We start from the raw sequence: 24,231 nt of genomic DNA, 5'->3' as shown, positions 1-24,231 counted from the left end.
GGGTGAGCCACGCACCGCCCCTCGACGAGTGGTTTGTCCTGGTCACACCTCCAGGGGTGGGTAGAGCCGCTCCATGGTGTACTGGCGGTTGCGGCGGACGGAGAGTGCGCTGGCGGTCAGGCTCACGACCAGTATCCCGACCAGTACCGCGATTGCGATCCACAGCCGCGAGTCGACGTGCTCACCGATGGTGAGTTGGCGCAGCCCGTTGACGGTGTAGGTCATCGGATCGAACGGGTGGATGTATTGGAAGGGTTTGGCGGTGGTCGGCACCGGGTAGATGCCGCCGGCGGAGACCAACTGGAGCATCAGGAAGGCGAGGGTCACCACTCGTCCGACCGCGATCCCGAACACCGCATTGAACGCCTGGATCATCGCCAGGTATGTCGCGGAGATCAGCATCAGGAACGCGATCGTGCCGAGCACGTGCTTGACGTCGAGACCTACGCCGAAGTGGACGACGGTGTACATGACGATCACCTGCAGGATCCCCACGAACAGCGCCGGCCAGTACGACGCGAGCACCGTTCGGTACATGCCGACTCCGCCGACCGTGGGTCGCGACTGCAACGGGGTCAGCAGCATCCAGGTGATGATGCCGCCGACGAACAGCGCCAGCGACAGGAAGAACGGCGCGAAACCGGTACCGAAGGTTGGCGCCATGTTCGTGTAGTCCTGCTTGAGGCCGACCGGAGTCGAAAGGGTCTCCGCCGTCGCGGTCTTCTGCTCGTCCGTCCAGCTCGGAACCTGCCCGGCGCCCTCGCTGAGCGCACTGGCGAGTCGATGCGATCCGGACTGCAGTTCGACCATCCCGGAGGCGAGCTGACCTGCACCGCCGGCGAGCCGGCTGCTGCCGTCGGTCAACTGGACCATCCCCGAGCTGAGCGTGGCCGCACCAGCGCTGAGTTCGTTCGCACCAATGCGCAGCTGCTGCAGATCCGACGCGATCCCACCGTTCTGCAGCATCGCCAGACCGGATTGCAGTGGGCTGCTCGGGTCCGTGAGCTGGTACTCGACCGCGCGGGCGTCCTCGCTGAGTCGACTGATCTCCGCCTGCAGCTCCGCGGTGTCACCACGCACCTGCTGGGCGGTGAGCGGCGACAGCGCCACCACGGCTCGCTGAACCAGGGGATCCGAGCTCTGCCCGAGAATCTCGAGTGCCTGCGAGACCGCGGTGACGGGTGCGGGCGTTGCTTCGGGTAGTCGGCTCCCTAGTGCCTCGAGCGACTGCCGGAGCTCGGACACCTGGCCGCTGACATTCGGGACGGCACCACTGCCCAGGGCATTGATCAACGGGGTCGTGGCGCCGTCGATCGCTGTCGCGAGTTGCGCTGCGCCACTGGCCAGTTGCGCCGATCCGGATTCCGCGGTGACCATGTTCGTCGCCAGTTCGTTCGCACCCGAACTGAGCTGGTCCGCCCCGCTCTTGGCGGTGTCGATCCCGGAGGCCAGCTGGTCGGCGCCGTCGGCGGCCTGCTTCAGGCCCGAGCCCGCGCTCTGCAGGCCGGTGAGCACCTGCCCGACGCCCTGCGCGCCGATGGTCGAGTTGACCTGGTTGACGACCTGTTCCGAGGCGTCCTGCCCGATGATCGTGGCGAGGTAGTTGTTGGCGTCGTTGAACGTGAAGATCAGCTCCGCCTTCTCGGGGTTGTCTCCGTTCGGCGATTCGACCGCCGCGCTGAAGTTCTCGGGCAGGGTGATCGTGTAGTAGTACTTCCCGGACGACAGTCCCTGGGCGGCCTCCTCGTCGGAGACCTCGGCCAGGTCCAGCTGTCCGGATGCGATGAGCGAAGTGACCACCTGGTCACCGGCATCGAGTTGCTGTCCGTCCGCGGTACGGCCGGTGTCGTTGTTGACGATCGCGGCGGGGATCTTGTCGACCGCGCCGAACGGGTTCCAGAACGCCCACAGGTACATCGCTCCGTAGAGCAGCGGCATGAGGATGATGGTGATGATCGCGATCCGCGGCATCGTGCCGCGGAAGTACCGCTTCGAATCGCTCCCGAGAGAGACTCCTGCAAGCACGACGTCACCGCCCCTCGGTCATGACGCCGATGTCGCCGGCACCGAGCGCTCCGTGCATGTCGACCACCGCCCGCACCCCGGTGTCCAGCGGCAACGGGTTGACGTCGGCTGTGATCACCGACTGCCGCTCCCCCAGCGCCACAAGGCGTTCGAGCAGGGTGTGGCGCTCGTCGTCGTCGGCGATCCTGTCCAGCCGCCCGACGACGAGCAACGGTGGACGGCGGGTGTTCGCCACCGCGATCCGGAGCAACAGTTGCTGGAGCTCGGGGAGATCGTCGACGAATGCATTGAGCGCGGGGAGCGGAACATCACCGAAGACCTCGCCGCACATGCGTGCCACGCCGTCCTCATGCACCCTGGAAACCATTTTGTACCAGGGTGATTCCCACCGCAATTGCTCGGTGACGAGGTCACGAACGGTCACCGACGGACTGACGTCGTCGAGTTCGTTCAGGCAGGAGATCGCCGACTGCGCAAACACCGTGGCGGGCCGGTCCGTGTGGCCGAGGACGGTCAGCGACCCGCCGGACAGGCGCATCCTGCCACACAAGGCCATCAGGAGCGCGGTCCGCGCCGCACCGGCCTGAGCGGCGAGCACCGTCACCCCACCCTCGTCGATGTCCAGGTCGAGGGGGCCGAACACGTGCCCCCACGGACCGTCGAGCTCGATCGCCCTCGCGGACACGAGCGAACCGGGTATCGGCTCCCAGAAGTTCTCCGGTTCCGCCGTGGTTGTTTCGACCAACTCACACCTCTCCTCCCGGGCCGTCCGACGGGATCGACGGCGCACGTGTTCGGCAGTGCTGTTCGTGTTCGAAGAAATCGCTCGACGGGGATGGGTCAGAGTGCGTTCTTGACGATCTCGCCGTCCTTGACGATGACCGGCAGGTTCTTTCCAGGATCCGCGAGCAGGTCCAGGTCCTCGAGCGGGTTGCCGTCGACGAGCAGCAGATCAGCCCACGCGCCCTTCGCGACGACACCGAACGGCGCCTGCCGGTAGGGGTCGCGTTCACCGGCGAGCCGGAAGAGTTCGGCATTGCCGGATGTCAGCATCCGCAGCGCGTCGACATTGCTGTAGTGGTCGCCCAGCCGGGCCGCCATCTCGCTCTGCCTGGCGGCGAGCTGCGGCTCCAGTAGAAGGTCGGTGCCCCATGCAACCTTCACACCGTGCTTCTTCGCCCACTCGTACACGCTGTCGGTGCCGGTGCAGATCTCCCGGTCCTTCCCGGCGCGGTCGGCGTCCGGGTAGTGGTGGTCACCGAGGGCGAACGGTTGCATCGACAGCCAGACCTCCCGCTCGGCCAGCATGGCGATCGTCGGCTCGTCGGCGAGGTGACCGTGCTCAATGGACTTGACACCGGCCTCGACCGCCCGGTGTATGCCGGTGACGTTGTACACGTGCGTGGCGACGTAGGTGCCGTAGTCGGTCGCCGCATCGACCGCGGCCCGCAACTCGGCGGGAGTGAACTGCACCGTGTACAGCGGGTCGTACATCGATGCGGCGCCGCCACCGACCATCACCTTGATCTGGGAGGCACCCTTCTTCAACTGTTCGCGAACGGAGGCCAGCACCTGCGCCTCGCCGTTCGCGACCCGCATGAAACCGATACTCTCCGCGCGCGACTCCACGCCGGCCAGTGCGGTCGGGGTGTCGTAGACGAACCCGAAGTCGCCGTGTCCGCTGGTCTGCGAGATCGCGGCCTGCGACGGATAGATGCGCGGCCCCTGGAACTGCCCGCGATCGATGGCCGACTTGATGCTGCTGGTGTCGCCGGCCATGTCCCTGACCGCGGTGAAGCCACGAAGCAGCATGTTCCTGGCCTCGGCGAGACCGTTGACCGCGATGTGACTCTCCGAGCCCGTCACCATGTCGACGTAGGTGTTGGCATTGCCCACCAGGTGCACATGTGCGTCGCTCATGCCGGGCATGAGGACCCGGCCGCGACCCTCGATCACCTGTGTCTCACGACCCGGTTCGTCACCGACCGGGGACTCCGAGACCCCGACCACCCGGTCCCCGTCGATCAGAACGTCGCCGCCAACGAGATTGCCGGAAACGCCGTCGAACACCCGAACATCACGAAAAACAATGCGCAGCTTTGCTTTCGAAGAAGTCGTCATGCCAGCGAATGGTAAGCAACATCCAAAGACACGTCCCCGGGAGACTGGACGGTTGTCCGGAACGTTAGAGCTTCGAAATACACCACGCAGGCGCTGCGTAAATCACCGATGAGTTACGTTCCATACTTGAATTGAAACGGAATCCTCGAGCCGATCCGGAAATTGCATTCAAGAATGGGCATCACAGACTTCCGGCGACGTACTCGAATTCCCGAGCTCAGCGGACGGCGGCCCTGTCCATGGGTGAGCAGACTCCGCACACCGCCCACCGACACGCACGCCGATGTCCCCGCTCGCATCACACCACCGACAACGGGATCTCGCCGCCGCGACGGGCGAAGACGGACCCGTGGCGCGCGTCGAGGCGCAGCCAGGCCGGGACACCGATCGCGCCCCTGCCGTGCCGTGCTTCTGACTACCATGGGGCGTGGACTTGCCCACGGCGTGAGCGTGCCGGGACCGGCGCAGCACCCTGCCGTCACGTGCGGTCGACCGCAGGAACGGGAAAGGAGCGACCCGTGAACGACGTAGTCCCCCAGCAACCCCCTCCACCGAGCCCCGCCGACTTCGACGCGCTCTACCGCGGCGACTTCGACGCGCTGGGCAGCAACCCGCAGCCGAGCGAGGCCGCTCCGCTCCCGATCAGGTTCGATCGCGTGCCGTGGGACATCGGCGAGGCCCAACCGGTGGTCCGCGATCTCGAGGCCGATGGTCAGATCACGAGCGAGGTACTCGACATCGGTTGCGGCCCAGGCGAGAATGCGCTGTACCTCGCCGAGCGCGGATATCGGGTGTGTGGACTCGACGCGGCGCCGACCGCCGTCGACATCGCCCGTGAACGCGCCCGGAACAGGGGACTCGAGGAGGCTGTCGAGTTCGCAGTGGCCGATGCGACCGACCTGTCCGGGTACGTCGGCCGATTCACGACCGTCCTCGACAGCGCGCTCTACCACTGTTTCGCCGAGGACCAGCGCCCGCGCTACGTCGCGGCTCTGTACGGGGCGTGTGCCCCGAACGCCCGGCTGCACGTGGTGTGTTTCTCCGACCTCGTCCCGGAGCGGTTCCCGGGACCGTTCCGGATCAGCGAGGACAATCTCCGCGGCACGCTCGCCGACGCGGGGTGGGTCGTGCGCCGCATCGAGCGCACCACCTACACGACCGCGATCACCCGTGGCGACCTGCAGACACCCACCTACGCGCCGCTGTCGGAGATCGTCGCCGGACTCGATTTCGACGGACAGGACCGCATGCTGGCACCGGCCTGGCTGGCCACCGCCGAACGTCCTTGACCGCCATGAACACGGTGGCGTTGGAGCTCGCCCCACCGAAGTTGCCCGCGGCGGCGAGCCAAGCCACCGAGGAGGCCGGCGCGGCCGCGGAACTGTGCCGACGGAGCGGACTCCGCGACCGCGTGCGACACGTGATGATCCCCGGCATCATCGCGGAAGACCGAGACCGGCCCGCGCCGTTCACCCCGCGAATGCCCGTGCTGGACTACTGGGAGCCGGTTCGGCGAGCGTTCGGCACCGTCGCGGGCCTGTGCACGCAGGTCACGGTTTTCCACGACGCCCGGCATCTCGACCAGCGGGTGCACCGGCTGCGCGACGCCGGCATGGACGGCGTGATCTTCGTCGGAAAACCCCGCGGCCTACCGTCCTCCGACGCGCCCGGCGTCCGACCGGAGGAGGCACTCGCACGTTTCCGGGAGCTCGTCCCCCACCGCGGCGTGGTGCTGATCCCCACACGCCGAGACGAACTCGACAGACTGGACGTCAAGTGCAGATCCGGCGCGACGTTCGCACTCACCCAGTTGCTGTACTCCGACCGGATCGCCGATTTCCTGCGCGAGTTCGGCGCGCGAACCGAGCACCACCCGGAGATCCTGTTGTCGTTCGGGTTCGTCCCCGGTATCGAGCAGCGGGTGCGCCTGATCGACTGGCTCATCCACGACCGCGGGAACGACCTGGCCCGACAGGACCAGGAGTTCGTCGCGCGCGTGGCAGCCGGATCCTTCCGGCAGCGACGCGACGCGCTCGTGGACCTGTACCGCCGCATCGTCGACGGCGTGCACGACCTCGGCTTCCCGCTCAGCGTGCACCTCGAGGCGCCCTACGGCCTCTCCGGCGCCGCGTGCGAGACGTTCGCCGCGATGCTCGACCACTGGACGCCGCAGCCACCCTGACCCGACCACTCGGATGTCGACGAACACCGTCCCAACGGCGCCGTCGGGCCTGGCCGCCTGCACGGAGACACCTGCCGTCAGATCACCGACAGCGGGATCTCGCCGCCGCGGCGGGCGAAGACCGACCCGTAGCGCGCGTCGAGGCGCAGCCAGGTGCGCGCGGCGCGGACCCGGACCAGCTCGGCCGGATCGACGACCGCTGACTCCACGTCACCGCCGGGAACGAAACCCATTGCGGTGAGCGCGAAGACGGCGCGCATGCTGACGCCGACCCGTTCACCGCCGCCGTCGACGGTGAGCACCTCCTGGTCGAGCAGGGACGCCGGCGGCCCGTGACCGCCGTGGTCGGCGGCGACCTGTGTGCCCTGCCGCGCCAGGTCGATCAGGATGTGCGCCGGCACGTCGTCGACGTGGACGAAACCCTGATCCGGCGGGAGCGCGCCGCGCCAGGCGGAGTCCATCGCGAAGCCGGGGTCGATCTCCGCACCCTCGGCCGCGTCGAGCGCGTGCAGCACCCCGTCCGCGGCGGCGGTGATGTCGTCGGGACGCATCCGCCCGGTCACCACACGTGCCGCGAGAACCTCGAATCCCGTTGTCGCCCAGGCGACCAGGTGATCGTCACCGCGGCGACGCAACCGGACGACGGAGGCCTCGTCGAGCCGGACCGCCCGCCCGAGGAAGGCGGCGAGGTTCGCCCGCTCCCCCGGCTCGGGGACGATCAGGACGCGGTCAGCCACGCTGCCAGCTCTCCAGGTACTCGCGCTCGGCCGTGGTGAGGCGGCGCAGCCGCTGGGTGCCGATGTCGAACGCCGCGATCTGGGTCGACGCCACGATCGACGGGGCGGAACTCGGGTCGGCACCACCGGCGCGCACCTCGTAGCCGATCGTGAAGTCGACGGCCCGCACCTGTTCGATCCACATCAGCACGTCCAGCGGTCCGTCGTCGTGGCGCAGCTGACCCTGGTAGCGCACGTGCAGGTCGGCGATCACGGCCCCGTCGCGCAGCGCCACCGTCGGTTTCCCGTCCTCGAACAGCCACGGGATGCGGGCCTCCTCGAGCAGCGTCACCATCCTGGCGTGGTTGATGTGCTGGAAGACGTCCATGTCCGACCAGCGAACCCCCACCTTCGTGTGGAAGCCGACCCCCGTCGCCACCGTCCCTGCCTGCTCGCCGCTCACCGCGTTCCCTCCGATCGGGTGCCCGCACCGCGCACCATGCTCCGTACCTGACGCGCCGCCACGGACAGCGTCGCGAGGTCCAGGGTCCCAGACGCCCCGATCTCCGCGAGCGCCGCCCGGGCGCGTGCCAGCCGGGAGGCGTTCGTCGACTCCCAGTCGGCGATCTTCTCCGCGGCGCTCTCGTGCGGTTCTCCGCCGAACAGGACGTCCATGGTCAGCGACCGCAGCGACCCGTACAGGTCCTCGCGCAGCGCCAGCCGGGCCAGCGAGTGCCATCGGTCGCCGCGTTCGAGTCCCGAGATGGCGGTGAGGAATTCGTCGATCCCGAGGTGCGAGTCGAGCGCGTAGTACAGCGAGCCCACCTCCTCGTGGTCGCGGTCGGTGATGTCGGAGATGTCGATGATGTCGAGGACCGGGAACGCGTCGAGCAGACCGAACACCCGCAGCGCCAGCGCCCGCGGGCAGCCCCGGTCGAGCACGGAGGCCATCCGGGCGTCGAGCTCGGTGAGGTGGTGGCCCCGCAGCCAGCCGTGCACCCGCGGCATCAGCTCACGCACCCGCGTCGCGTACCGGTTGATCTCGGCGCCCACCGCGATCGGTTGCGGCCGGTTGGTCAGCAGCCAGCGTGACACCCGGTCGAGCATGCGCCGCGACTCGAGCACCAGGTCGTCGCCGACCGAGGCCGGGACGGCGGCCTGCGCGATGTCCGCCCACAGGGTCCGCAGGTCGCAGATCTCGGTCGCGGCCGTGAACGCGCGGATCGCGTCGGTGCTGCTCGCACCGGCCTCCTCGGCGAGGCGGTAGACGTAGGTGATGCCGCCGATGTCGACGGCCTCGTTCGCGAGCATCGTGGCGACGATCTGCCGGCGCAACCGATGGGCGCGGATCTGCGGCGCGAACCGCTGCCGCACCGGCCGGGGAAAATACCGTGGCAGCCGGGTCGCGTAGGTGTCGCTGTCGGGCAGTTCGCTGGCCAGCAGGTCGTCCTTGAGGGCGAGTTTCACGTGCGCTAGCAGCGTCGCCAGCTCCGGCGAGGTCAACCCGATTCCCGCCTGCTCGCGGTGCACGATCTCGTCGTCGGTGGGCAGCACCTCGAGTTCCCGGTCCAGGCCGCGGTCCCGCTCGAGATCGGCGATCAGCCGGGCGTGCACCCCCAGCATCCCGGGGGCGTCGGCCCGGGCGGTCCCCATCAGCAGGTTCTGGTCGATGTTGTCGCGCAACACCAGTCGCGCCACCTCGTCGGTCATCGACGCGAGCAGCTCGTTGCGTTCGGTGCGCTCGAGCGCACCGCCGCTGACCGCCGTGTCGAGCAGGATCTTGATGTTCACCTCGTGGTCCGAGCAGTCGACCCCGGCGGAGTTGTCGAGCGCGTCGGTGTTGATGCGGCCGCCGGACAGGTCGTACTCGACCCGGCCCCGCGGCGTGACCCCGAGGTTGCCGCCCTCGCCGATCACCTTGGCGCGCACCTCGTTCCCGTTCACCCGGACCGTGTCGTTGGACTTGTCGCCGACGTCCGCGTTCGACTCGGTCGACGCCTTGACGTAGGTGCCGATGCCGCCGTTCCACAACAGGTCGACCGGGGCGCGCAGGATCGCGCGCACCACCTCCGGCGGCGACAGCTCGGTGACGGACTCGTCCAGACCGAGCGCCGCCCGCACCGAGGCGCCGATCGGCACCGCCTTCACGGACCGTTCCCACACACCGCCACCCGGCGCGATCAGGGCGCGGTCGTAGTCGGCCCACGACGACCGCGGCAGGTGGAACAGCCGCTCCCGCTCGGCGAACGAGCGCTGCGCGTCCGGATCCGGGTCGAGGAACACGTGCCGGTGGTCGAACGCCGCGACCAGCCGCAGGTGCCGGCTGAGCAGCATTCCGTTGCCGAAGACGTCCCCGCTCATGTCGCCGATCCCGACCGCGGTGAAGGCGTCCCGCTGCACGTCCACCCCGAGCTCGCGGAAGTGTCGTTTGACGGACTCCCACGCGCCGCGGGCGGTGATGCCCATCGCCTTGTGGTCGTAGCCGACCGAGCCACCGGACGCGAACGCGTCGCCGAGCCAGTAGCCGTACTCGGCCGCCACCTCGTTCGCCAGGTCCGAGAACGTGGCCGTGCCCTTGTCTGCGGCGACGACCAGGTAGCTGTCGTCGCCGTCGCGGCGCACCACCCGCGCGGGCGGCAGCACGCGGCCGGTGGTCACGTCGACGTTGTCGGTGACGTCGAGGAGTCCGGACACGAACAGCCGGTAGCAGGCCTGACCCTCGGCGAGCGCGGCCTGCCGGTCGACGGCCGGGTCACCGGTCACGGCGGGTGGCCGTTTCACGACGAACCCGCCCTTCGCGCCGACCGGGACGATCACCGCGTTCTTGACGGCCTGCGCCTTGACCAGCCCGAGGATCTCGGTGCGGAAGTCCTCCCGCCGGTCCGACCACCGCAGTCCGCCGCGCGCCACCGGGCCGAAGCGCAGATGCACGCCCTCCACCCGCGGCGAGTAGACGAACACCTCGAAACGAGGTCGGGGCCTGGGGAGTTCGGCGATCTGCCCGGGGTCGAGTTTGAACACCAACAGGTCGCGGCGCCGGCCCTCCGAATCCCGGACGTACACGTTGGTGCGCAGCGTCGCGAGGATCAGCGAGAGCATCCCGCGCAGGATCCGGTCCGCGTCGAGGCTGACGACGTCCTTGATCCGGGCCCGCAGTTCGGCCGCCAACTCGTCGGCCCGCGACGGCCCGCCCCGTCCGCGGGGCGCGTCCGGGTCGAACATCGCGCGGAACAGCTCCACCATCAGCCGGGTGGTGTGGGCGTGCTCGAGCAGCACCGACTCGATGCGGAACTGGCTGTACGGGAAACCGGTCTGGCGCAGGTATTTCGCGTACGCCCGCAGCGCAGCGGCGTGCCGCCATTCCAGGCGTGCGCGCAGCACCAGTTCGTTGAACCGGTCCGGTTCGGACCGGCCGTACCACACCGCGGTGAAGGCGTCGGTGAACCGGCGCTGCAGCGCCCGCGCGTCCGCGGACTCCCCGACACTCTCCGCCTCGTCGAGCTCGCGCTCCAGGTTCTCCTCGACCGCGGAGTCGATCAGCTCCGGCGCCGCAGCGAGTCCGAAATCGTATATCCAGCAACCGATTCCGTCGGGTCGAACGACCTGATAGGGACGCTCGTCGACCACCTCGACACCGAGGGACTGCAGCACCGGGAGCACCTGGCTCAGCGACACCCCGTCGGACGCGATGTAGAGGGTGAACCGCCACCGGCCGCGCTGCTCGCCGCGCCTGCGGTACAGCTCGAGGTCGATCTCGCCGACCCGCAGTCGCTCCAGCCGGGCGATGTCCCGGGTCGCGCGGCCGGCACCGAAGTCCTCCTTGTAGCTTTCCGGGAAGGCGGCCGCATAGCGTTGCGCGGTCAGCGAACTGACCAGCGGCTCGTCCGCGGTCGCGTCCATCAGGTCGTCGTCCCAGGCCCGGGACGCCGCGGCGAGCAACGCCTCGATACGCTCCCGGTTCGCCGCGCCGGTGTCCACGTGCGGCGCCGGCTCCTCGGGACCGGTCCGGATCGTGAAGTGCACCATCGCCAGATGCGACTCGGTGACGCGGGCGCTGTATTCCAGCGTGCCACCGCCGAGTTCGCGCAGCAGGATCGACTGCATCGCCAGCCGCGTGCGGGTGTTGTAGCGGTCCCGGGGCATGTACACCAGCGCGGAGACGAACCGTCCGTCGTGATCGTCCCGCAGGAACAACCGCGCCTGGCGGCGCACCCCGATCGCCAGCACCGCGGTCACCGTCTGGAACAGCGACTCGGCGTCGATCGAGAACAGTTCGGTCCGCGGGAGCGACTGGATGACCTCGAGCATCGCCTGCCCGGAGAAGGAGTGCAATTCGAAGCCCGCGCGGGCGATCACGGCCCGGGCCCGGCCCGAGATGACCGGGATGTCGAGGATGTTCTCGTGCACCGCCGTCACCGTCAGCACCCCGAGGAACCGGTGTTCGCCCACGATCCGGCCGGTGCCGTCGACGTCCGCGACCCGCACGAACGACGGGTACACCGATCGGTGGACGGTCGCGGGAAGCGGGCCCTGCGCGAACGTCAGCAGGGATCGTTCCGGATCGAACTCGGGTGCGGGAAGGTCGATTCGATGATCCGTGCGGGTGGCGGGCCCGAGCACGCCGAGACCACTGCCGGAGACGATGCCGGCGGTCGGGACGCCGTGCACCGCCGGGTCGCCGAATGCGTAGCGACGGTAGCCCAGCAGGGCGAAGTTGCCGGACGCGAACCACCGCAGCAGCGCCGCGCTGTCGCGCACCTCCCGCTCCGGATACCCGGTCGGGCCGGCGTCGGCGAGCTCCTCGAGGTGCTCGGCGAGGTCACGCTGCGCGCCCCGCATCGCGTCGGTGTCGGAGATGACCTGGCGGACATCGATCAGGACGTCCCGGACGGCGACCGCGATCGCGTCGAACTGTGCCGGATCGGTCGCCAGATGCAACTGCAGGTGCATCCACGACTCGGAGTGCGTGGACCGCTCGTGGTGCGCACCGTCGACGAGCACGTCGACGAGGGCGCCGTCCGCGTGCCGCCGCACCCGCAGGACGGGATGCACGATCTCGACGACCGTCACGCCGAGCCGTGACAGCATCGCGGTCACGGACTCGACGAGCATCGGCATGTCGTCGGTGACCACCTGCACCGCCGGCGCACCGGGGGTCGGTACCACCACGCGGGCCAGCGACTCGCCCGGCTCCCGCTGCGACGCGAACTCGAGATGCGAACGGAAGGCCGCCATCGCGTCGTCGCTGATCACCCCGCCGGTCCACGCGAACTCGGTGTTGCGGAAGTAGGCGCCCGCCACCTCGGGCAGGTGTTCGGTGACCGCGGTGGGCAGTCCCTCCGCCCACCGCGGTCCGAATCGGTCTGCGGACACGGTCATCTCGCGGTCACCCCCTGGTCGCTGGGACAGGTGTGTACCGCTGAGCCTATCCCGGTCGCAGCGACTAGGAGACGACCTCGATCGGCGCGTACTCCCGCAGCAGTTCCCGGGTGCGGTCGGGCAGCGGAACCGACTTCTCGGTCTCCGGATCGAACCCGACCATCACCCCCTCGACCTCCACGCAGACCTCGCCGTGCCGGTTCCGCACCACCTGCCGGACCGCGAACGAGGACGTCCCGACCCGCGGAATGGTGACCTCGACCGTGACCGGACCGGTCTCGTCGGTCACCGGGCGCAGGTAGTCGAACGCCATCTTCCGCACGACCATCGGGGCGGGGCGCACCCCGTATGCGGTCAGCTCACGGAAGAACCGGGTCCGGGCCTCCTGCGCGTACTCCGCGTACAGGACGTTGTTCACGTGGCCGAGGCGATCGGAATCGCCCCAGCGCACCTGAACCTCACACGTGAAGGTCTTGGGCATACTCCTAGTCCCGGGTCAGCTTGCGGTGCGTGACCCGGTGCGGGCGGGCGGCCTCGGCCCCGAGCCGCTCGACCTTGTTCGCCTCGTACGCCTCGAAGTTGCCCTCGAACCAGAACCACTTGCCCTCCTCCACGTTGCCCTCCCACGCGAGGATGTGGGTGCAGGTGCGGTCGAGGAACCAACGGTCGTGGGAGATCACGACGGCGCAGCCCGGGAACTGCTGCAGCGCGTTCTCCAGCGAGCTCAGGGTCTCGACGTCGAGGTCGTTGGTCGGCTCGTCGAGCAGGATCAGGTTGCCGCCCTCCTTGAGGGTCAGCGCCAGGTTCAGGCGGTTGCGCTCACCACCGGAGAGCACCTCGGACGGCTTCTGCTGGTCCGGGCCCTTGAAGCCGAACGCGCTGACGTACGCGCGCGACGGCATCTCGTTCTGGCCGACCTCGATGAAGTCGTTGCCACCCGAGACGACCTCCCAGACCGACTTCTTCGGGTCGATGTTGGCGCGGTTCTGGTCGACGTAGCTGAGCTTGACGGTCTCGCCGACCTTCACGGTGCCCGAGTCCGGATCCTCGAGGCCGACGATCGTCTTGAACAGCGTGGTCTTGCCGACGCCGTTCGGGCCGATCACGCCGACGATGCCGTTGCGCGGCAGCGTGAACGACAGGTCCTTGATCAGGACCCGGCCGTCGAATCCCTTGTCGAGGTTGTCGACCTCGACCACGACGTTGCCCAGGCGCGGCGGCGTCGGGATCTGGATCTCCTCGAAGTCGAGCTTGCGGTGCTTCTCGGCCTCCGCGGCCATCTCCTCGTAGCGGTCGAGGCGGGCCTTGTTCTTGGTCTGGCGGGCCTTGGCGCCGGACCGGACCCAGGCGAGCTCCTCCTTGAGGCGCTTCTGCAGCTTCTGGTCCTTCTTGCCCTGCACCTCGAGCCGCTCGGCCTTCTTCTCCAGGTAGGTGGAGTAGTTGCCCTCGTACGGGTGCAGCTTGCCGCGGTCGACCTCGCAGATCCACTGCGCGACGTGGTCGAGGAAGTAGCGGTCGTGGGTGACGGCGAGCACGGCGCCCGGGTAGGAGGCGAGGTGCTGTTCGAGCCACAGCACCGACTCGGCGTCGAGGTGGTTGGTGGGCTCGTCGAGGAGCAGCAGGTCGGGCTTGCTCAGCAGCAGCTTGCACAGCGCGACACGGCGACGCTCACCACCGGAGAGGTTCGTGACGGGCGCGTCGCCGGGCGGGCAGCGCAGCGCGTCCATCGCCTGCTCGAGCTGGGAATCGAGGTCCCACGCGTCGGCGTGGTCGAGCTCCTCCTGGAGCTTTCCCATCTCCTCCATCAGCTCGTCGGAGTAGTCGGTGGCCATCAGCTCGGCGATCTCGTTGAAGCGGTCGAGCTTGACCTTGATCTCGCCGAGGCCTTCCTCGACGTTCGCCTTGACGGTCTTCTCCTCGTTCAGCGGAGGTTCCTGCAACAGGATGCCGACGGTCGCCTCGGGGTCGAGGAACGCCTCACCGTTGGACGGCTGGTCCAGACCGGCCATGATCTTCAGGATGCTGGACTTGCCGGCACCGTTGGGGCCGACCACACCGATCTTGGCGCCCGGGTAGAAGCTCATCGTGACGTCATCGAGGATGACCTTGTCGCCGTGCGCCTTGCGCACCTTCTTCATCGTGTAAATGAACTCCGCCATGGCGTCCAGGGTATCGGCACCGTGGCCGGTGCCCCAATCCGGACCGGCGACCCGTTCGCGCAGGTCACACGCGACGGTCACAGGTGTGCGCGGGCGAACGCGATCGCGTCCGGCAGCGACTGCATCGCGGAGGCCCCGTGCGCACCCGGATACGCGCGGAACGTCACGTCCTGCCGGTTCGTGGCCAGGTCGGCCGCGAGCTTCGCCCCGAGCGGAAACGGAACCGTCTGGTCCGTGACCCCGTGCCCGACGAACACCGGCCGGTCGTAGCCGCTCGTCGGCACCGCGAGGTGGTCGCGGATCGCGTCCCGCAACCGGGGCTCGTCCAGTGGGCGGGCGAGCATGTCCCCGACCCCGACGTCGCCGACCCGGTCGCGGAGCTGCGTGAAGCACATCGTCGTGGAGTCGTCGACGAGCGCGGCCCCGGCCGGTGTGAGGTAGTCGCCGATCGGCAGGTCGGGGTGGGACACCCGCAGTCCGTCGACGATGTAGGCGGCGAACACCGTCAGCCCGTTGAGTCCGAGGTTCGGGAATCCCGGCCCGCCGAACGGGAGCAGCAGTTCGAGATTCGCGGGTGTGCCGGTCGCGATCGCACCGCGGTAGTCGAGGTCGGGCGCGTAGCGGGTGCCCTCGTGTGCGGCGAACATCGCCGCGTGCCCGCCCTGCGAATGGCCCGCCACGACCCAGGTGCGGGCCAGTTCCGGGGTGACGGACGTCGCGGCCCGCACCATGTCGACGACCGCCCGGCCCTCGCTGCGTCCGTGCAGGTACGCGTGCACCCCCTCGGTGCCGAGGCCGACGTAGTCGGTGGCGACGACCGCGAACCCGGCCCCGAGCCACGCGTCGAGATAGTCGCGGGTGGCGTCCGAGACGTCCCCGGCGGACGGCGCACACGCATCCGCGACCCCGGTGGTGCCGTGGGCCCACGACACCACCGGCCAGCCGCCGTCTGGCGGCGGGCCCGGTGGCAGGTAGACCGCTCCGGTGCTGCGGGCCGGCCGCCCGGTCGGGCCCTCGGTCCAGTAGGTCAGCCGCCGCTGCGTGGCCGCGCCGGGCAGGTGCGCCGCGGACGGCAACGCCGCGGTCCCGATCACCGTGCCGTGTGGCGGCGGCGCTGCGGCGAGCGCGGGTGACCCGCCGGCGGCCGCCGCCGCGACGACCAGTGCCGAGGCGACCGCCGCCGCGGGAAGAACACCGCGGAGACGTCGCACGAGATGAACACCGACACCACACCCCCGGCCATGGCTCATGACCTCTGCCTACTCCGCGCCGATGGCGGTGGAGCCGACTTGCGGCCGGTGGGTGCGGATCGTTACCGCGCCGCAGCCAGCCCGCGATCGGCGAAGGCCGCGGCGTCGTCGAACGCGGCCGCCAGGGTGCCGATGTGGTCGGCGTCCGGGTACGTGCGGAAGGTGAGGTCGGTCTGCGACGCGGTGAGCTGCCCGACGAACGCGAGCGTGAGCGGGATCGGCACGACCAGGTCGACGACCCCCTGACCGAGGAACAGCGGCCTGTCGTACCCGGTGGTCGGCACTCCGAGGTAGTCCGCCATCGCCGGCCGCAGGTCGTCGAGCGGGCGGGAGAACAGGTCGCCGACCGACGCGTTCCCCACGTGGTCGTTGAACTCGACGGTGCACACCTGCGTCGCGATCCGGGCGAGTTCGCGACCGCGCGGCGACAGGTAGGAGTCGATGTTCAGGTCGGGTCGCGCGTCCCGCATCCCGACCATCGTGAACAACACGAACTTCGTCAGACCGGCGAGCCCGAGGTTCGGGATGCCGGGCCGCCCGAGGGCGAACACCTGGTCCAGGTTGGTCGGCGCCCCCAGCGCCACGGCTCCCCGATAGTCGAGGTCGGGCGCGTACGCGGTGGCGACGTGTGCGGTGTTCAGGGCCGCGTGCCCGCCCTGCGACAGCCCGGCCGCGATCCACCGCGACGAGAGGGCGGGGTCGACCGCGCGGGCCGCCCGCACCATGTCGATCACGTTGTGCGCCGCGGCGAGGCCGTCCAGGTACGTCAGCTCGCCGGGGGTGCCGAGGCCGGCGTAGTCGGTGGCGACGACCGCATACCCCCGACGGAGCCACCGCGCCGTGAAATCGGACTCCTGGGGGATGTTGCCGGCCGCGGACGGTGCGCACTGGTCGGCGAGGCCGATCGTGCCGTGCGCGTACGAGACCACCGGCCAGCCGCCGGGCGGCGGCGGACCGGACGGCACGTGGACGGCGCCGGTGCTCAGCCGGGGCGCACCCGAGTGGTCGGCGGTCCAGTACGTGAGCCGGTACTCGGCGCCGGCTCCGGGGACCGATGCGGCGGCCGGCAACGCCTCGACCGTCGCCACCGTGCCTGGCGCATCGTTCGCGGCGGCCGCGAGCGGAGGAAGACCCGCCGAGACGACCACCGCGGCCACCGCGCCGAGAAGCAACCGTGTCCATCGTCGCGGTGTCGATCGTCGCGGATTCACCGTGCCCACTCCTCCCACCCGGGCCGACGTTCCCACGCTAGGCCCGCCGCCACCGCCACCGTGGCGGTTTCGGGCGACCCACAGGATTCGCCATCGCCGCACTCAGAACGGCGGTTCGCCGCCGCCGGTGCCCGTGCCCACGGTCGCGGGCACCGCCGTCCACGGGTCGTCGGCCGGGGTCTCGGCCGCCGCCGGTGGCCCCTGCCGCGTCGTCTTGGTCACCGACGCGACCGCGAAGCGCAGTGACGGGCCGATCTCGTCGACCTCGAGCTCGACGACGGTGCGCCGCTCCCCCTCCGGGGTTTCGTAGGTGCGCTGGCGCAGTCGGCCCTGGGCGATCACCCGCGTGCCGCGGGCCAACGTCTCCGCCACGTGTTCGGCGGCCTCCCGCCAGACGTTGCACCGCAGGAACAGTGGTTCGCCGTCACGCCATTCGTTGGTCTGACGGTCGACGTGGCGCGGCGTGGCCGCGATCGTGAACTTCGCAACGGCGGTGCCGGCCGGTGTGAATCGCACCTCCGGATCGGCCGTCAGGTTGCCGACGACGGTGACGACGGTCTCGCTTGCCATGGATCCCCCTTGGTAGCCCTCGCTGTCCCGGGGACCGGTGGCCCCCGCGGTGACGAGCCTGCCGCGCCCCTGGGCGATCCGGGCGGGCCGCGACGGTTCTGGGGACGACCCGGGGATTCGTCCACACCGCGCCCGAATCACGGCGTCCGGGAGAGGTTTTCGTCAGCCCGGCGTGCTAGTGGACGCGGGGGCAGGGATCAGGTTCGCGAGCGCGTGGGCGTAGGTCGCGAGACGGTCGCTGGTGTACCTCTCCGGGTCGGCCACCGCGAGTCTGCCGAGCATCTCGGCGAAGGACATCATCGTGTGCGCGAGCAGTTCCGGGTCCAGCCCGGTCAGCGCAGGCTCGAGGGCGATCCCGGCCCGGGCCAGGTCCACCGCACGCGCGAGCACCGCCGACCGGGCGGCGCGCAGGTGGTCGCGGTACTCGATCGGCGCGGTGTCGGGGGCGGTCAGGATCAGCCGCCACCGGGTCGGGTTCGCGAGGACCACGTCGACGAACGCCGTCACCGTGCCGGTGTAGGCGGCGGTCGGCCCAGCCACGGTCAGGTCGGTGGGCATGGTGTCGAGAACCTGGGCCACCGCACGCCGGTGCTCGCGTTCGAGAAGGCCGGCGACGAGGTCGGCGCGGGTACGGAACACGGTGTACAGCACCGGTTTTCCGACACCGGCCTCGACGGCGACGGACTCCATGCTCAAGTCGTGGAGACCGGATCGGCGGGTGACCTCGAACGCGGCGTCGAGCAGCTGTTCCCGGCGCTGCTCGGGAGGCAGCCGCGGCGCGTACTTGCGGCGCGGGCGCACTGCGCTCGTCGCATCGGCTCTCGTCACGTGGGTCCACCTCCTTCGCCAACCCTACGGGCCGGGTCCTGCGCCACGGCATCCGCACACCAATTTTACGCAACCGTTGCATTCGCTGCCGCGACATTGCTACGGTCGCGTTGTATTCATCGGTGGCGGGCTCCCCGAAGCGCCACCCGACCGAGGAGGCGCACGCGATGACGCAGGTGTCCGACACGTTGTTGCTCGACCCGAACCACTACTCCGCGGACCGGTTCGATCCGGAGACGCGGCGACTGCTGCGCGCGACGATCGACTGGTTCGAGAGCCGCGGAAAGCAGCGTCTGCTCGCCGACTACCACGGCAAGGTCTTCTACGCCGACTTCCTGGCGTTCGCGGCCCGCGAGAAACTCTTCGCGACGATGCTGACCCCGGCCGCGAACGCCGCCGGCGACCCGGACAAGCGGTGGGACACCGCCCGCATCGCCGCGATGTCGGAGGTCCTCGGCTTCTACGGCCTGAACCACTGGTATCCGTGGCAGGTGACCGTGCTCGGTCTCGGCCCGGTCTGGCAGTCCGCCAACGCCGACGCGCGCGTCCGCGCGGCGGGGCTCCTCGACGGCGGCGCGGTCGCCGCGTTCGGGCTGTCGGAGCGGGCGCACGGCGCCGACATCTACTCCACCGACCTGGTGCTCACGCCGGACGGAAGGGGCGGCTTCGCCGCGTCGGGCCGCAAGTACTACATCGGCAACGGGAACTGCGCGCGGATCGTGTCCGTCTTCGGCCGCGTCGCGGGCGCCGACGGACCCGACGCGTACGTCTTCTTCCTCGCCGACAGCGAGCATCCCGACTACCGCGTGATCAGGAACGTCGTGCCGTCGCAGATGTACGTCGCCGAGTTCGAACTCGACGGCTACCCCGTCCACGCGGACGACATCCTGCACACCGGCGCCGACGCGTTCAGCGCCGCGCTGAACACCGTGAACATCGGGAAGTTCAACCTGTGCTTCGGCGGGATCGGGGTGTGCACGCACGCGCTGTACGAGGCGATCAACCATGCCCACAACCGGATTCTGTTCGGGCACCCGGTCACCGACTTCGCCCACGTGCGCCGGGAGTTCGTCGACGCGTACGCCCGGCTGATCGCGATGCGCCTGTTCTCCGACCGCGCCGTCGACTACTTCCGGTCCGCGACCCCGGACGACCGCCGCTACCTGCTGTTCAACCCGGTGACCAAGATGAAGGTCACCACCGAGGCGCAGCGGGTGATCACCCTGCTGTCGGACATCGTGGCCGCCAAGGGGTTCGAGGCGGACTCGTTCCTGCCGGTCGCGAAGGTCGACGTCGACGGTCTGCCGAAACTCGAGGGCACCGTCGCGGTGAACCTCGCGCTGATCCTCAAGTTCATGCCGGCGTACCTCCTCGACCCGCGCGACTTCGATGTCGTGCCCACTCGCGGCGACGGGGCGGACGACGAGTTCCTGTTCCGGCAGGGTCCGGCCAGCGGCCTCGGCAGGATTCGCTTCCACGACTGGCGGCGGGCGTACCGCGAGTTCGCGGCGGTGCCGAACGTCGCGGCGTTCACCGAACTCGCGGAGTCCCTCGCCGGGCTGGTCGCCGCCGATCCGGCCTCGACGACGGGCGCCGACCTCGACCTGCAGCTCGCGATCGGGGAACTGTTCACCCTCGTCGTCTACGGCGGGCTGGTCCTCGAACAGGCGAAGATCGTCGGCCTCGACACCGACCTGCTCGATCAGATCTTCGACATCCTCGTCCGGGACTTCGCGGCCGGTGCGACCGATCTGCTGGGCAAGTCGGCCGCCACCGACACCCAGGCCGAGTGGGCGAGGACCGCGATCCGCCGCCCGGTGGTGGACACGAACCGATTCGACCGGGTCTGGCAGCGGGTGGCCGCACTGTCCGGCGCCTACGAGATGACCCCGTGACGGCCGCACGGCGACAGGAGCACACGATGCCCGACACCCGCGTGATGTCCGGCCGCGGCTGGCCGTTCGACCCGGACCGCGGCCGCGAGGACCACGGCTTCTTCGGACCCGACTCGCCGACCTGGAAGGTGTGGACGCATCCGACCGCACTGATCGGGTTCCAGCGCGCGGTGACGCTCGAACACTTCGACCCGATGCTCGCCGCGGCGGTCGCCGACGCCGACGGCATCTACACCGATCCGCGCGGCCGGATGGACGGCACGTTGTCGTACTTCCTGATCGTCGCGGTCGGCGACGGCCGGACCGCGGTCGAGACGTCGGACCTGCTGATGCGGGTGCACGCGAAGGCCACCGGCATCGAGCCGATCACCGGCAGGCGGTACAGCGCGAACGATCCGGCCGGCCAGTTGTGGATCCACGTCACGGGCTGGCACTCGGTGCTCAAGTGCTACGAGATGTACGGCCCCGGTCCGCTCACGCCGGCCGAGGAGGCACGTTACTGGGCCGACTGCGTCGTCGCGGCCGAGTTGCAGACCTGCGCGCCCGAGGACGTGCCGCGGTCGCGTGACGAGGTGCGGGCGTACTTCGCTCGGGTCCGGCCGACGCTGTGCACCTCCGAACGCGCGCTGCGGGGAATGCACTACCTGCTGCGCACCGAGGGCGGGAAGGGGCGGTGGCCGCTGTGGGCCGGCAGCCGGGTCATGGCGCCCGCGACGATCGCGTCCCTGCCGACGTGGATGCGCAGGCTCGGTGACGTCGATCAGCCGGCGGTCGTGGACCGGGCCGTGGCGGCGGTCGCCCGCCGGGTGGTCCGCCGCCTCAGCTCCGCGAAGGTCGAGCAGGCGATCGTCGAGCGGGACCTCCCGCTGACGCACGCGGTCCTGAAATGGCACTTCGACAACCCGACCGCGCTGCGGCCGGAGACCGTGACCCCGGCGCAGGCACGGGAGCGGATGCACGCGGCGCAGGCCTGAGCGGACCAGGGGGTCACGCGCGGCGTGACCCCCTCGAGCGACGTGCTACTGCTGCCAGCCCTCGCGGTCGCGGCGGGCGAGCTCGGCGAACATCGCGTTGTGCGCGGCGAGCTCGGCGTCGTTGTCGCGGTCGGCGGCACGGTCGATCCGTTTGGCGGTCTTCTGGTCCGACCGCGACCACTGCACCAGCAGCGCCAGCATCACGAGCACGAGGGGGATCTCGCCGGTCGCCCAGGCGATGCCGCCGCCGATCTTCTGGTCGCCGAACAGGTCGTTGTTCCAGCCGAGACCGAGGGCGCTGTAATACCAGCCGCCGATGACCTCGACGGTGCTCATCAACGCGATTCCGAAGAACGCGTGGAACGGCAGCGACCCGAACACCATCGCCAGCTTGGTGACCGGGGACAGCTGCCTCGGCGCCGGGTCGATCCCGATGACGACCCAGTAGAAGAGGTAGCCACTGAGGATGAAGTGCACGTTCATCAGCAGGTGCGCGCCGTGCGAGTCGAGGGTGGCGCCGAAGATGCCGCCCAGGTACAGGGCGTAGAAGCCGCCGACGAACAGCACCGACGCGACCAGCGGGTGCGTGACGAACCGCGAGAACCGGCTGTGCAGGGCCGCGAGCAGCCATTCGCGCGGCCCCGGCGGACCGTCCGGCCCGGCCGGCTTGAGGGCGCGCAGGGCGAGGGTCATCGGGCCGCCGAGGACCAGCAGCACCGGCGCCAGCATCGACAACGCCATGTGCGCGCCCATGTGGACGCTGAACACCGCAGGCGCGTAGCGGCCGAGGCCCGACGACGTGCCGATCAGCAGGGTCAGACAGCCCAGCAGCCAGGCGACGCTGCGCCCGACGGGCCAGGCGTCGCCGCGGGCCCGGAGCCGGCGCACCCCGAGCATGTACCAGACCGCGGCGATGATCGCGGCAGTGCCGAAGATCAGGTCGAATCGCCAGTCGAACGCCAGCCGCGCGAGTGTCGGCGGACCGTCCAGGTTGTAGCCGAGCTGCACCTCCGCCGGGGTCGGGCGGATGTCCTCCGGCGGCGGCGGGGTCCGGCCGAGACCGACGGCGAGGCCGATGGTCGCGGCGAAGACGATCGCCTCACCGCCCGCGAACCGGATCAGGGCGCCCCGCGACGTCGGGTCCGCCGCGAGCGCCGGCAGCGACCGGCGACGCTGGAGGTATCCGAACCCGCCGAGGATGACCAGCGCGACCGTCTTCGCGACGAGGAGCCACCCGTAGGTGCTGGAGAACAGCTCGTCGACCGGCAACCGCACCGCGCCGTTGACGACACCGGAGATCGCCATGATCACGAACGCGGCCGTCGCGACAGTCGAGAACCGTCGGGCGGCGAGGTCGGTGTGCGCGCCGCCGCGACGGGCGTGGACCAGCAGCGCGAACAGGCCGCCGGCCCACAGCGACGCCGCGATCAGGTGCCACAGCAGGCTGTTGGTCGCGAGGTCGTGGGAGCCGCCGGCCGAGGAGTGCCCGGTCAGGGCGAGCGGGATCAGCGTCGCGATGCCGAGGACCAGCACGATCGGCGTCCAGCTCCACCGCAGCAGCATCCGGGAACAGATCGCGAGGACGATCGCGAGGATCGCGGTGTTGCGCCACGCCCCCGCGAGTTCGATCTGCGGGATCGCCTTCCACAGGTTCTCCGGCTTCAGCGACTCGCCGAGCGGCTGCCCCGAGGTGTCGGACACGGTCAGCGGGACCAGCACCAGCGCGCACGCCGCCCACACGATCGCCGCGTTCGATGCCGTCCGCACCGCCCGATAGCCGGCGACGTCGAGCACCCCGCTCTTCTGCGGGGGCACCAGGAACGCCGCCAGCAGCAGCGACCCGATCGCGATCACCGCCGCCACCTCGCCGATCGCCTTCACCGCAGGCAGGCCGTAGGTCGTGAGCGGGCCCGGGTCGGGGATGCCGAGCCGAACCAGCGCCTCGGACGCCGACAGCCCGACGATGATCGCGGCGACCAACCCGGCGATCAGACCGAGGGTGACGAAGATCGGGACCGCGCCCTCCCCCGTCCTGCGGGTCGGTGGTGCGTCGGGGCGGGCGAGCTCGGGTGATGCCATGACTACCAGGGTAGGAGGCGGCCGAGTGTGAACCACGCCCAGGTTGCGGGCACCCCGCGTGCCGAACGAGCACCCGCGCCGGCAGCCGGTAGACTGCTGAGCCGATCCCCCACCGGGGATCACGCCTCCGTAGCTCAGTTGGATAGAGCAAGAGCCTTCTAATCTCTAGGTCGCAGGTTCGATTCCTGCCGGGGGCACAGAGATCGTGCTGGTCACAGGAATTTTTGCACGCCAACCAGCACGATCGTGCAGAACTCGTGCAGAACAACCCTCCGGATTGCCGAAAACAGATCGGCCCTCGTCGGTGCTACCAACACCGCTCGAGGGCCTCGGCACAACGGAGAGGCCTCCGATGCACCGTGCTACGAGAGTAGCCACCTCAATCGACACGCGACCCACCCCGACGCATAGCTGCGCCACGAATGCGCACTCCCTGTCGCCGTCAGCGCGTCGTGCAGCCTCCTTCAGGAGACTTTCGGCCAGCTAGGCGCCCCCACCAAGGGGAGCGCCTACAGGTCGTTCTCGGGCTGTCCGACCAAAACCAACAACCCCCGGTGTCCTACATCCCGTGTACCGGCACGGGCGCTCTCACGGTGATGTCTGCGCAGGCATCGTGAGGGTCCAGTCGAAGCTCGCCCACCATCGGTGGACGGGCTACTAGTGCTGGCCTGACGCGATACGGGGACGTGGTTCGTGGGAGTTCCGGGGAGGGGTTCAGGACTTCTGCCCGCCGTAGGCGGTCCGCGCCCCTGACCGTCCACGCAACGACGCCGGAGCAATGATCAGAACCTGTGGATCCCCGGGAGGGCGTGCCTTCCCGGAAGATGATCTGCGAGGAATCC

17 protein-coding genes and 1 tRNA gene are annotated in these 24,231 nt (G+C 69.8%); 5 read left to right on the top strand and 13 right to left on the bottom strand.

Translation table 11 applies throughout. From position 1 onward, the window contains the following. Positions 1 to 42 precede the first annotated feature (42 nt). The 3 genes from ABD951_RS06605 to ABD951_RS06595 all read right to left on the bottom strand — a co-directional run bounded on the left by ABD951_RS06605 (position 43) and on the right by ABD951_RS06595 (position 4,146). A complete protein-coding gene (locus tag ABD951_RS06605; RefSeq protein WP_345342969.1) occupies positions 43 to 2,025 on the bottom strand; it encodes a YhgE/Pip family protein in 1,983 nt (660 codons plus the stop codon). A gap of 4 nt (positions 2,026 to 2,029) precedes the next feature. Then, a complete protein-coding gene (locus tag ABD951_RS06600) occupies positions 2,030 to 2,770 on the bottom strand; it encodes a hypothetical protein (protein ID WP_345342968.1) in 741 nt (246 codons plus the stop codon). Between the two features lie 95 nt (positions 2,771 to 2,865). Beyond that, a complete protein-coding gene (locus ABD951_RS06595; protein ID WP_345342967.1) occupies positions 2,866 to 4,146 on the bottom strand; it encodes a metal-dependent hydrolase family protein in 1,281 nt (426 codons plus the stop codon). A gap of 518 nt (positions 4,147 to 4,664) precedes the next feature. Here ABD951_RS06595 and ABD951_RS06590 point away from each other — a divergent pair. Together ABD951_RS06590 and ABD951_RS06585 are read left to right on the top strand one after the other, a co-directional pair. Next, a complete protein-coding gene (locus ABD951_RS06590) occupies positions 4,665 to 5,435 on the top strand; it encodes an SAM-dependent methyltransferase (RefSeq protein ID WP_345342966.1) in 771 nt (256 codons plus the stop codon). A 5-nt stretch (positions 5,436 to 5,440) separates the two neighbouring features. Then, positions 5,441 to 6,328, top strand: a complete 888-nt coding sequence (locus tag ABD951_RS06585; protein ID WP_345343900.1) for a mycobacterial-type methylenetetrahydrofolate reductase — start codon at positions 5,441 to 5,443, stop codon at positions 6,326 to 6,328. 77 nt (positions 6,329 to 6,405) lie between these two features. Here ABD951_RS06585 and ABD951_RS06580 read toward each other — a convergent pair whose 3' ends face one another. The 9 genes from ABD951_RS06580 to ABD951_RS06540 form a co-directional block, all read right to left on the bottom strand. After that, on the bottom strand, positions 6,406 to 7,065 hold the full coding sequence (locus ABD951_RS06580; protein ID WP_345342965.1) for a DUF8010 domain-containing protein: 660 nt from the start codon (positions 7,063 to 7,065) through the stop codon (positions 6,406 to 6,408). After that, positions 7,058 to 7,507, bottom strand: a complete 450-nt coding sequence (locus ABD951_RS06575) for an acyl-CoA thioesterase (protein WP_345342964.1) — start codon at positions 7,505 to 7,507, stop codon at positions 7,058 to 7,060. The genes ABD951_RS06580 and ABD951_RS06575 overlap by 8 nt, the downstream gene beginning before the upstream one ends. Further along, positions 7,504 to 12,423, bottom strand: coding sequence for an NAD-glutamate dehydrogenase (locus ABD951_RS06570; RefSeq protein ID WP_345342962.1), 4,920 nt, complete (start codon positions 12,421 to 12,423; stop codon positions 7,504 to 7,506). Before ABD951_RS06570 ends, ABD951_RS06575 begins: the two co-directional genes overlap by 4 nt. 64 nt (positions 12,424 to 12,487) lie before the next feature. Beyond that, the gene (locus ABD951_RS06565) at positions 12,488 to 12,904 is read right to left on the bottom strand and encodes an acyl-CoA thioesterase (protein WP_345342961.1); all 417 of its coding nucleotides are present in this window, start codon (positions 12,902 to 12,904) and stop codon (positions 12,488 to 12,490) included. A gap of 4 nt (positions 12,905 to 12,908) precedes the next feature. After that, the gene (gene ettA, locus ABD951_RS06560; protein WP_345342960.1) at positions 12,909 to 14,582 is read right to left on the bottom strand and encodes an energy-dependent translational throttle protein EttA; all 1,674 of its coding nucleotides are present in this window, start codon (positions 14,580 to 14,582) and stop codon (positions 12,909 to 12,911) included. 77 nt (positions 14,583 to 14,659) lie between these two features. After that, entirely contained in the window at positions 14,660 to 15,793 is a 1,134-nt protein-coding gene (locus ABD951_RS06555; protein ID WP_345342959.1) for a lipase family protein, read from the bottom strand. A 101-nt stretch (positions 15,794 to 15,894) separates the two neighbouring features. Then, the gene (locus ABD951_RS06550; RefSeq protein WP_345342958.1) at positions 15,895 to 17,043 is read right to left on the bottom strand and encodes a lipase family protein; all 1,149 of its coding nucleotides are present in this window, start codon (positions 17,041 to 17,043) and stop codon (positions 15,895 to 15,897) included. Between the two features lie 102 nt (positions 17,044 to 17,145). Then, entirely contained in the window at positions 17,146 to 17,613 is a 468-nt protein-coding gene (locus tag ABD951_RS06545; RefSeq protein WP_345342957.1) for a single-stranded DNA-binding protein, read from the bottom strand. 162 nt (positions 17,614 to 17,775) lie between these two features. Further along, a complete protein-coding gene (locus tag ABD951_RS06540) occupies positions 17,776 to 18,441 on the bottom strand; it encodes a TetR/AcrR family transcriptional regulator (RefSeq protein WP_345342956.1) in 666 nt (221 codons plus the stop codon). 167 nt (positions 18,442 to 18,608) lie between these two features. Here ABD951_RS06540 and ABD951_RS06535 point away from each other — a divergent pair, with 167 nt between their 5' ends. Both ABD951_RS06535 and ABD951_RS06530 read left to right on the top strand, forming a co-directional pair. Continuing rightward, the gene (locus ABD951_RS06535; protein ID WP_345342955.1) at positions 18,609 to 20,336 is read left to right on the top strand and encodes an acyl-CoA dehydrogenase family protein; all 1,728 of its coding nucleotides are present in this window, start codon (positions 18,609 to 18,611) and stop codon (positions 20,334 to 20,336) included. A gap of 26 nt (positions 20,337 to 20,362) precedes the next feature. Further along, on the top strand, positions 20,363 to 21,310 hold the full coding sequence (locus tag ABD951_RS06530; RefSeq protein WP_345342954.1) for an oxygenase MpaB family protein: 948 nt from the start codon (positions 20,363 to 20,365) through the stop codon (positions 21,308 to 21,310). Between the two features lie 45 nt (positions 21,311 to 21,355). On the opposite strand, the gene ABD951_RS06525 is transcribed toward ABD951_RS06530, so the two are convergent. After that, the gene (locus tag ABD951_RS06525) at positions 21,356 to 23,389 is read right to left on the bottom strand and encodes a bifunctional copper resistance protein CopD/cytochrome c oxidase assembly protein (RefSeq protein WP_345342953.1); all 2,034 of its coding nucleotides are present in this window, start codon (positions 23,387 to 23,389) and stop codon (positions 21,356 to 21,358) included. Between the two features lie 123 nt (positions 23,390 to 23,512). Between ABD951_RS06525 and ABD951_RS06520 the strand changes: the two genes are divergently transcribed. Next, a tRNA-Arg gene (locus tag ABD951_RS06520) sits at positions 23,513 to 23,586 on the top strand. The last annotated feature ends 645 nt before the right edge of the window (positions 23,587 to 24,231 follow it).

The organism is Rhodococcus olei, from assembly GCF_039540555.1.
GTDB lineage: Bacteria > Actinomycetota > Actinomycetes > Mycobacteriales > Mycobacteriaceae > Rhodococcus_G > Rhodococcus_G olei.
The sequence above is the reverse complement of the archived record's forward strand: the minus strand, read 5'-3'. Positions and strand labels throughout refer to the sequence as shown.

What these genes read in the sequence shown, in the direction of transcription:
- ABD951_RS06570 (WP_345342962.1), bottom strand. Translation starts at nt 12,423, where the DNA reads ATGACCGTGTCCGCAGACCGATTCGGACCGCGGTGGGCGGAGGGACTG.
- ABD951_RS06530 (WP_345342954.1), top strand. Translation starts at nt 20,363, where the DNA reads ATGCCCGACACCCGCGTGATGTCCGGCCGCGGCTGGCCGTTCGACCCG.
- ABD951_RS06595 (WP_345342967.1), bottom strand. Translation starts at nt 4,146, where the DNA reads ATGACGACTTCTTCGAAAGCAAAGCTGCGCATTGTTTTTCGTGATGTT.
- ABD951_RS06545 (WP_345342957.1), bottom strand. Translation starts at nt 17,613, where the DNA reads ATGGCAAGCGAGACCGTCGTCACCGTCGTCGGCAACCTGACGGCCGAT.
- ABD951_RS06565 (WP_345342961.1), bottom strand. Translation starts at nt 12,904, where the DNA reads ATGCCCAAGACCTTCACGTGTGAGGTTCAGGTGCGCTGGGGCGATTCC.
- ABD951_RS06585 (WP_345343900.1), top strand. Translation starts at nt 5,441, where the DNA reads ATGAACACGGTGGCGTTGGAGCTCGCCCCACCGAAGTTGCCCGCGGCG.
- ABD951_RS06535 (WP_345342955.1), top strand. Translation starts at nt 18,609, where the DNA reads ATGACGCAGGTGTCCGACACGTTGTTGCTCGACCCGAACCACTACTCC.
- ABD951_RS06525 (WP_345342953.1), bottom strand. Translation starts at nt 23,389, where the DNA reads ATGGCATCACCCGAGCTCGCCCGCCCCGACGCACCACCGACCCGCAGG.
- ettA (WP_345342960.1), bottom strand. Translation starts at nt 14,582, where the DNA reads ATGGCGGAGTTCATTTACACGATGAAGAAGGTGCGCAAGGCGCACGGC.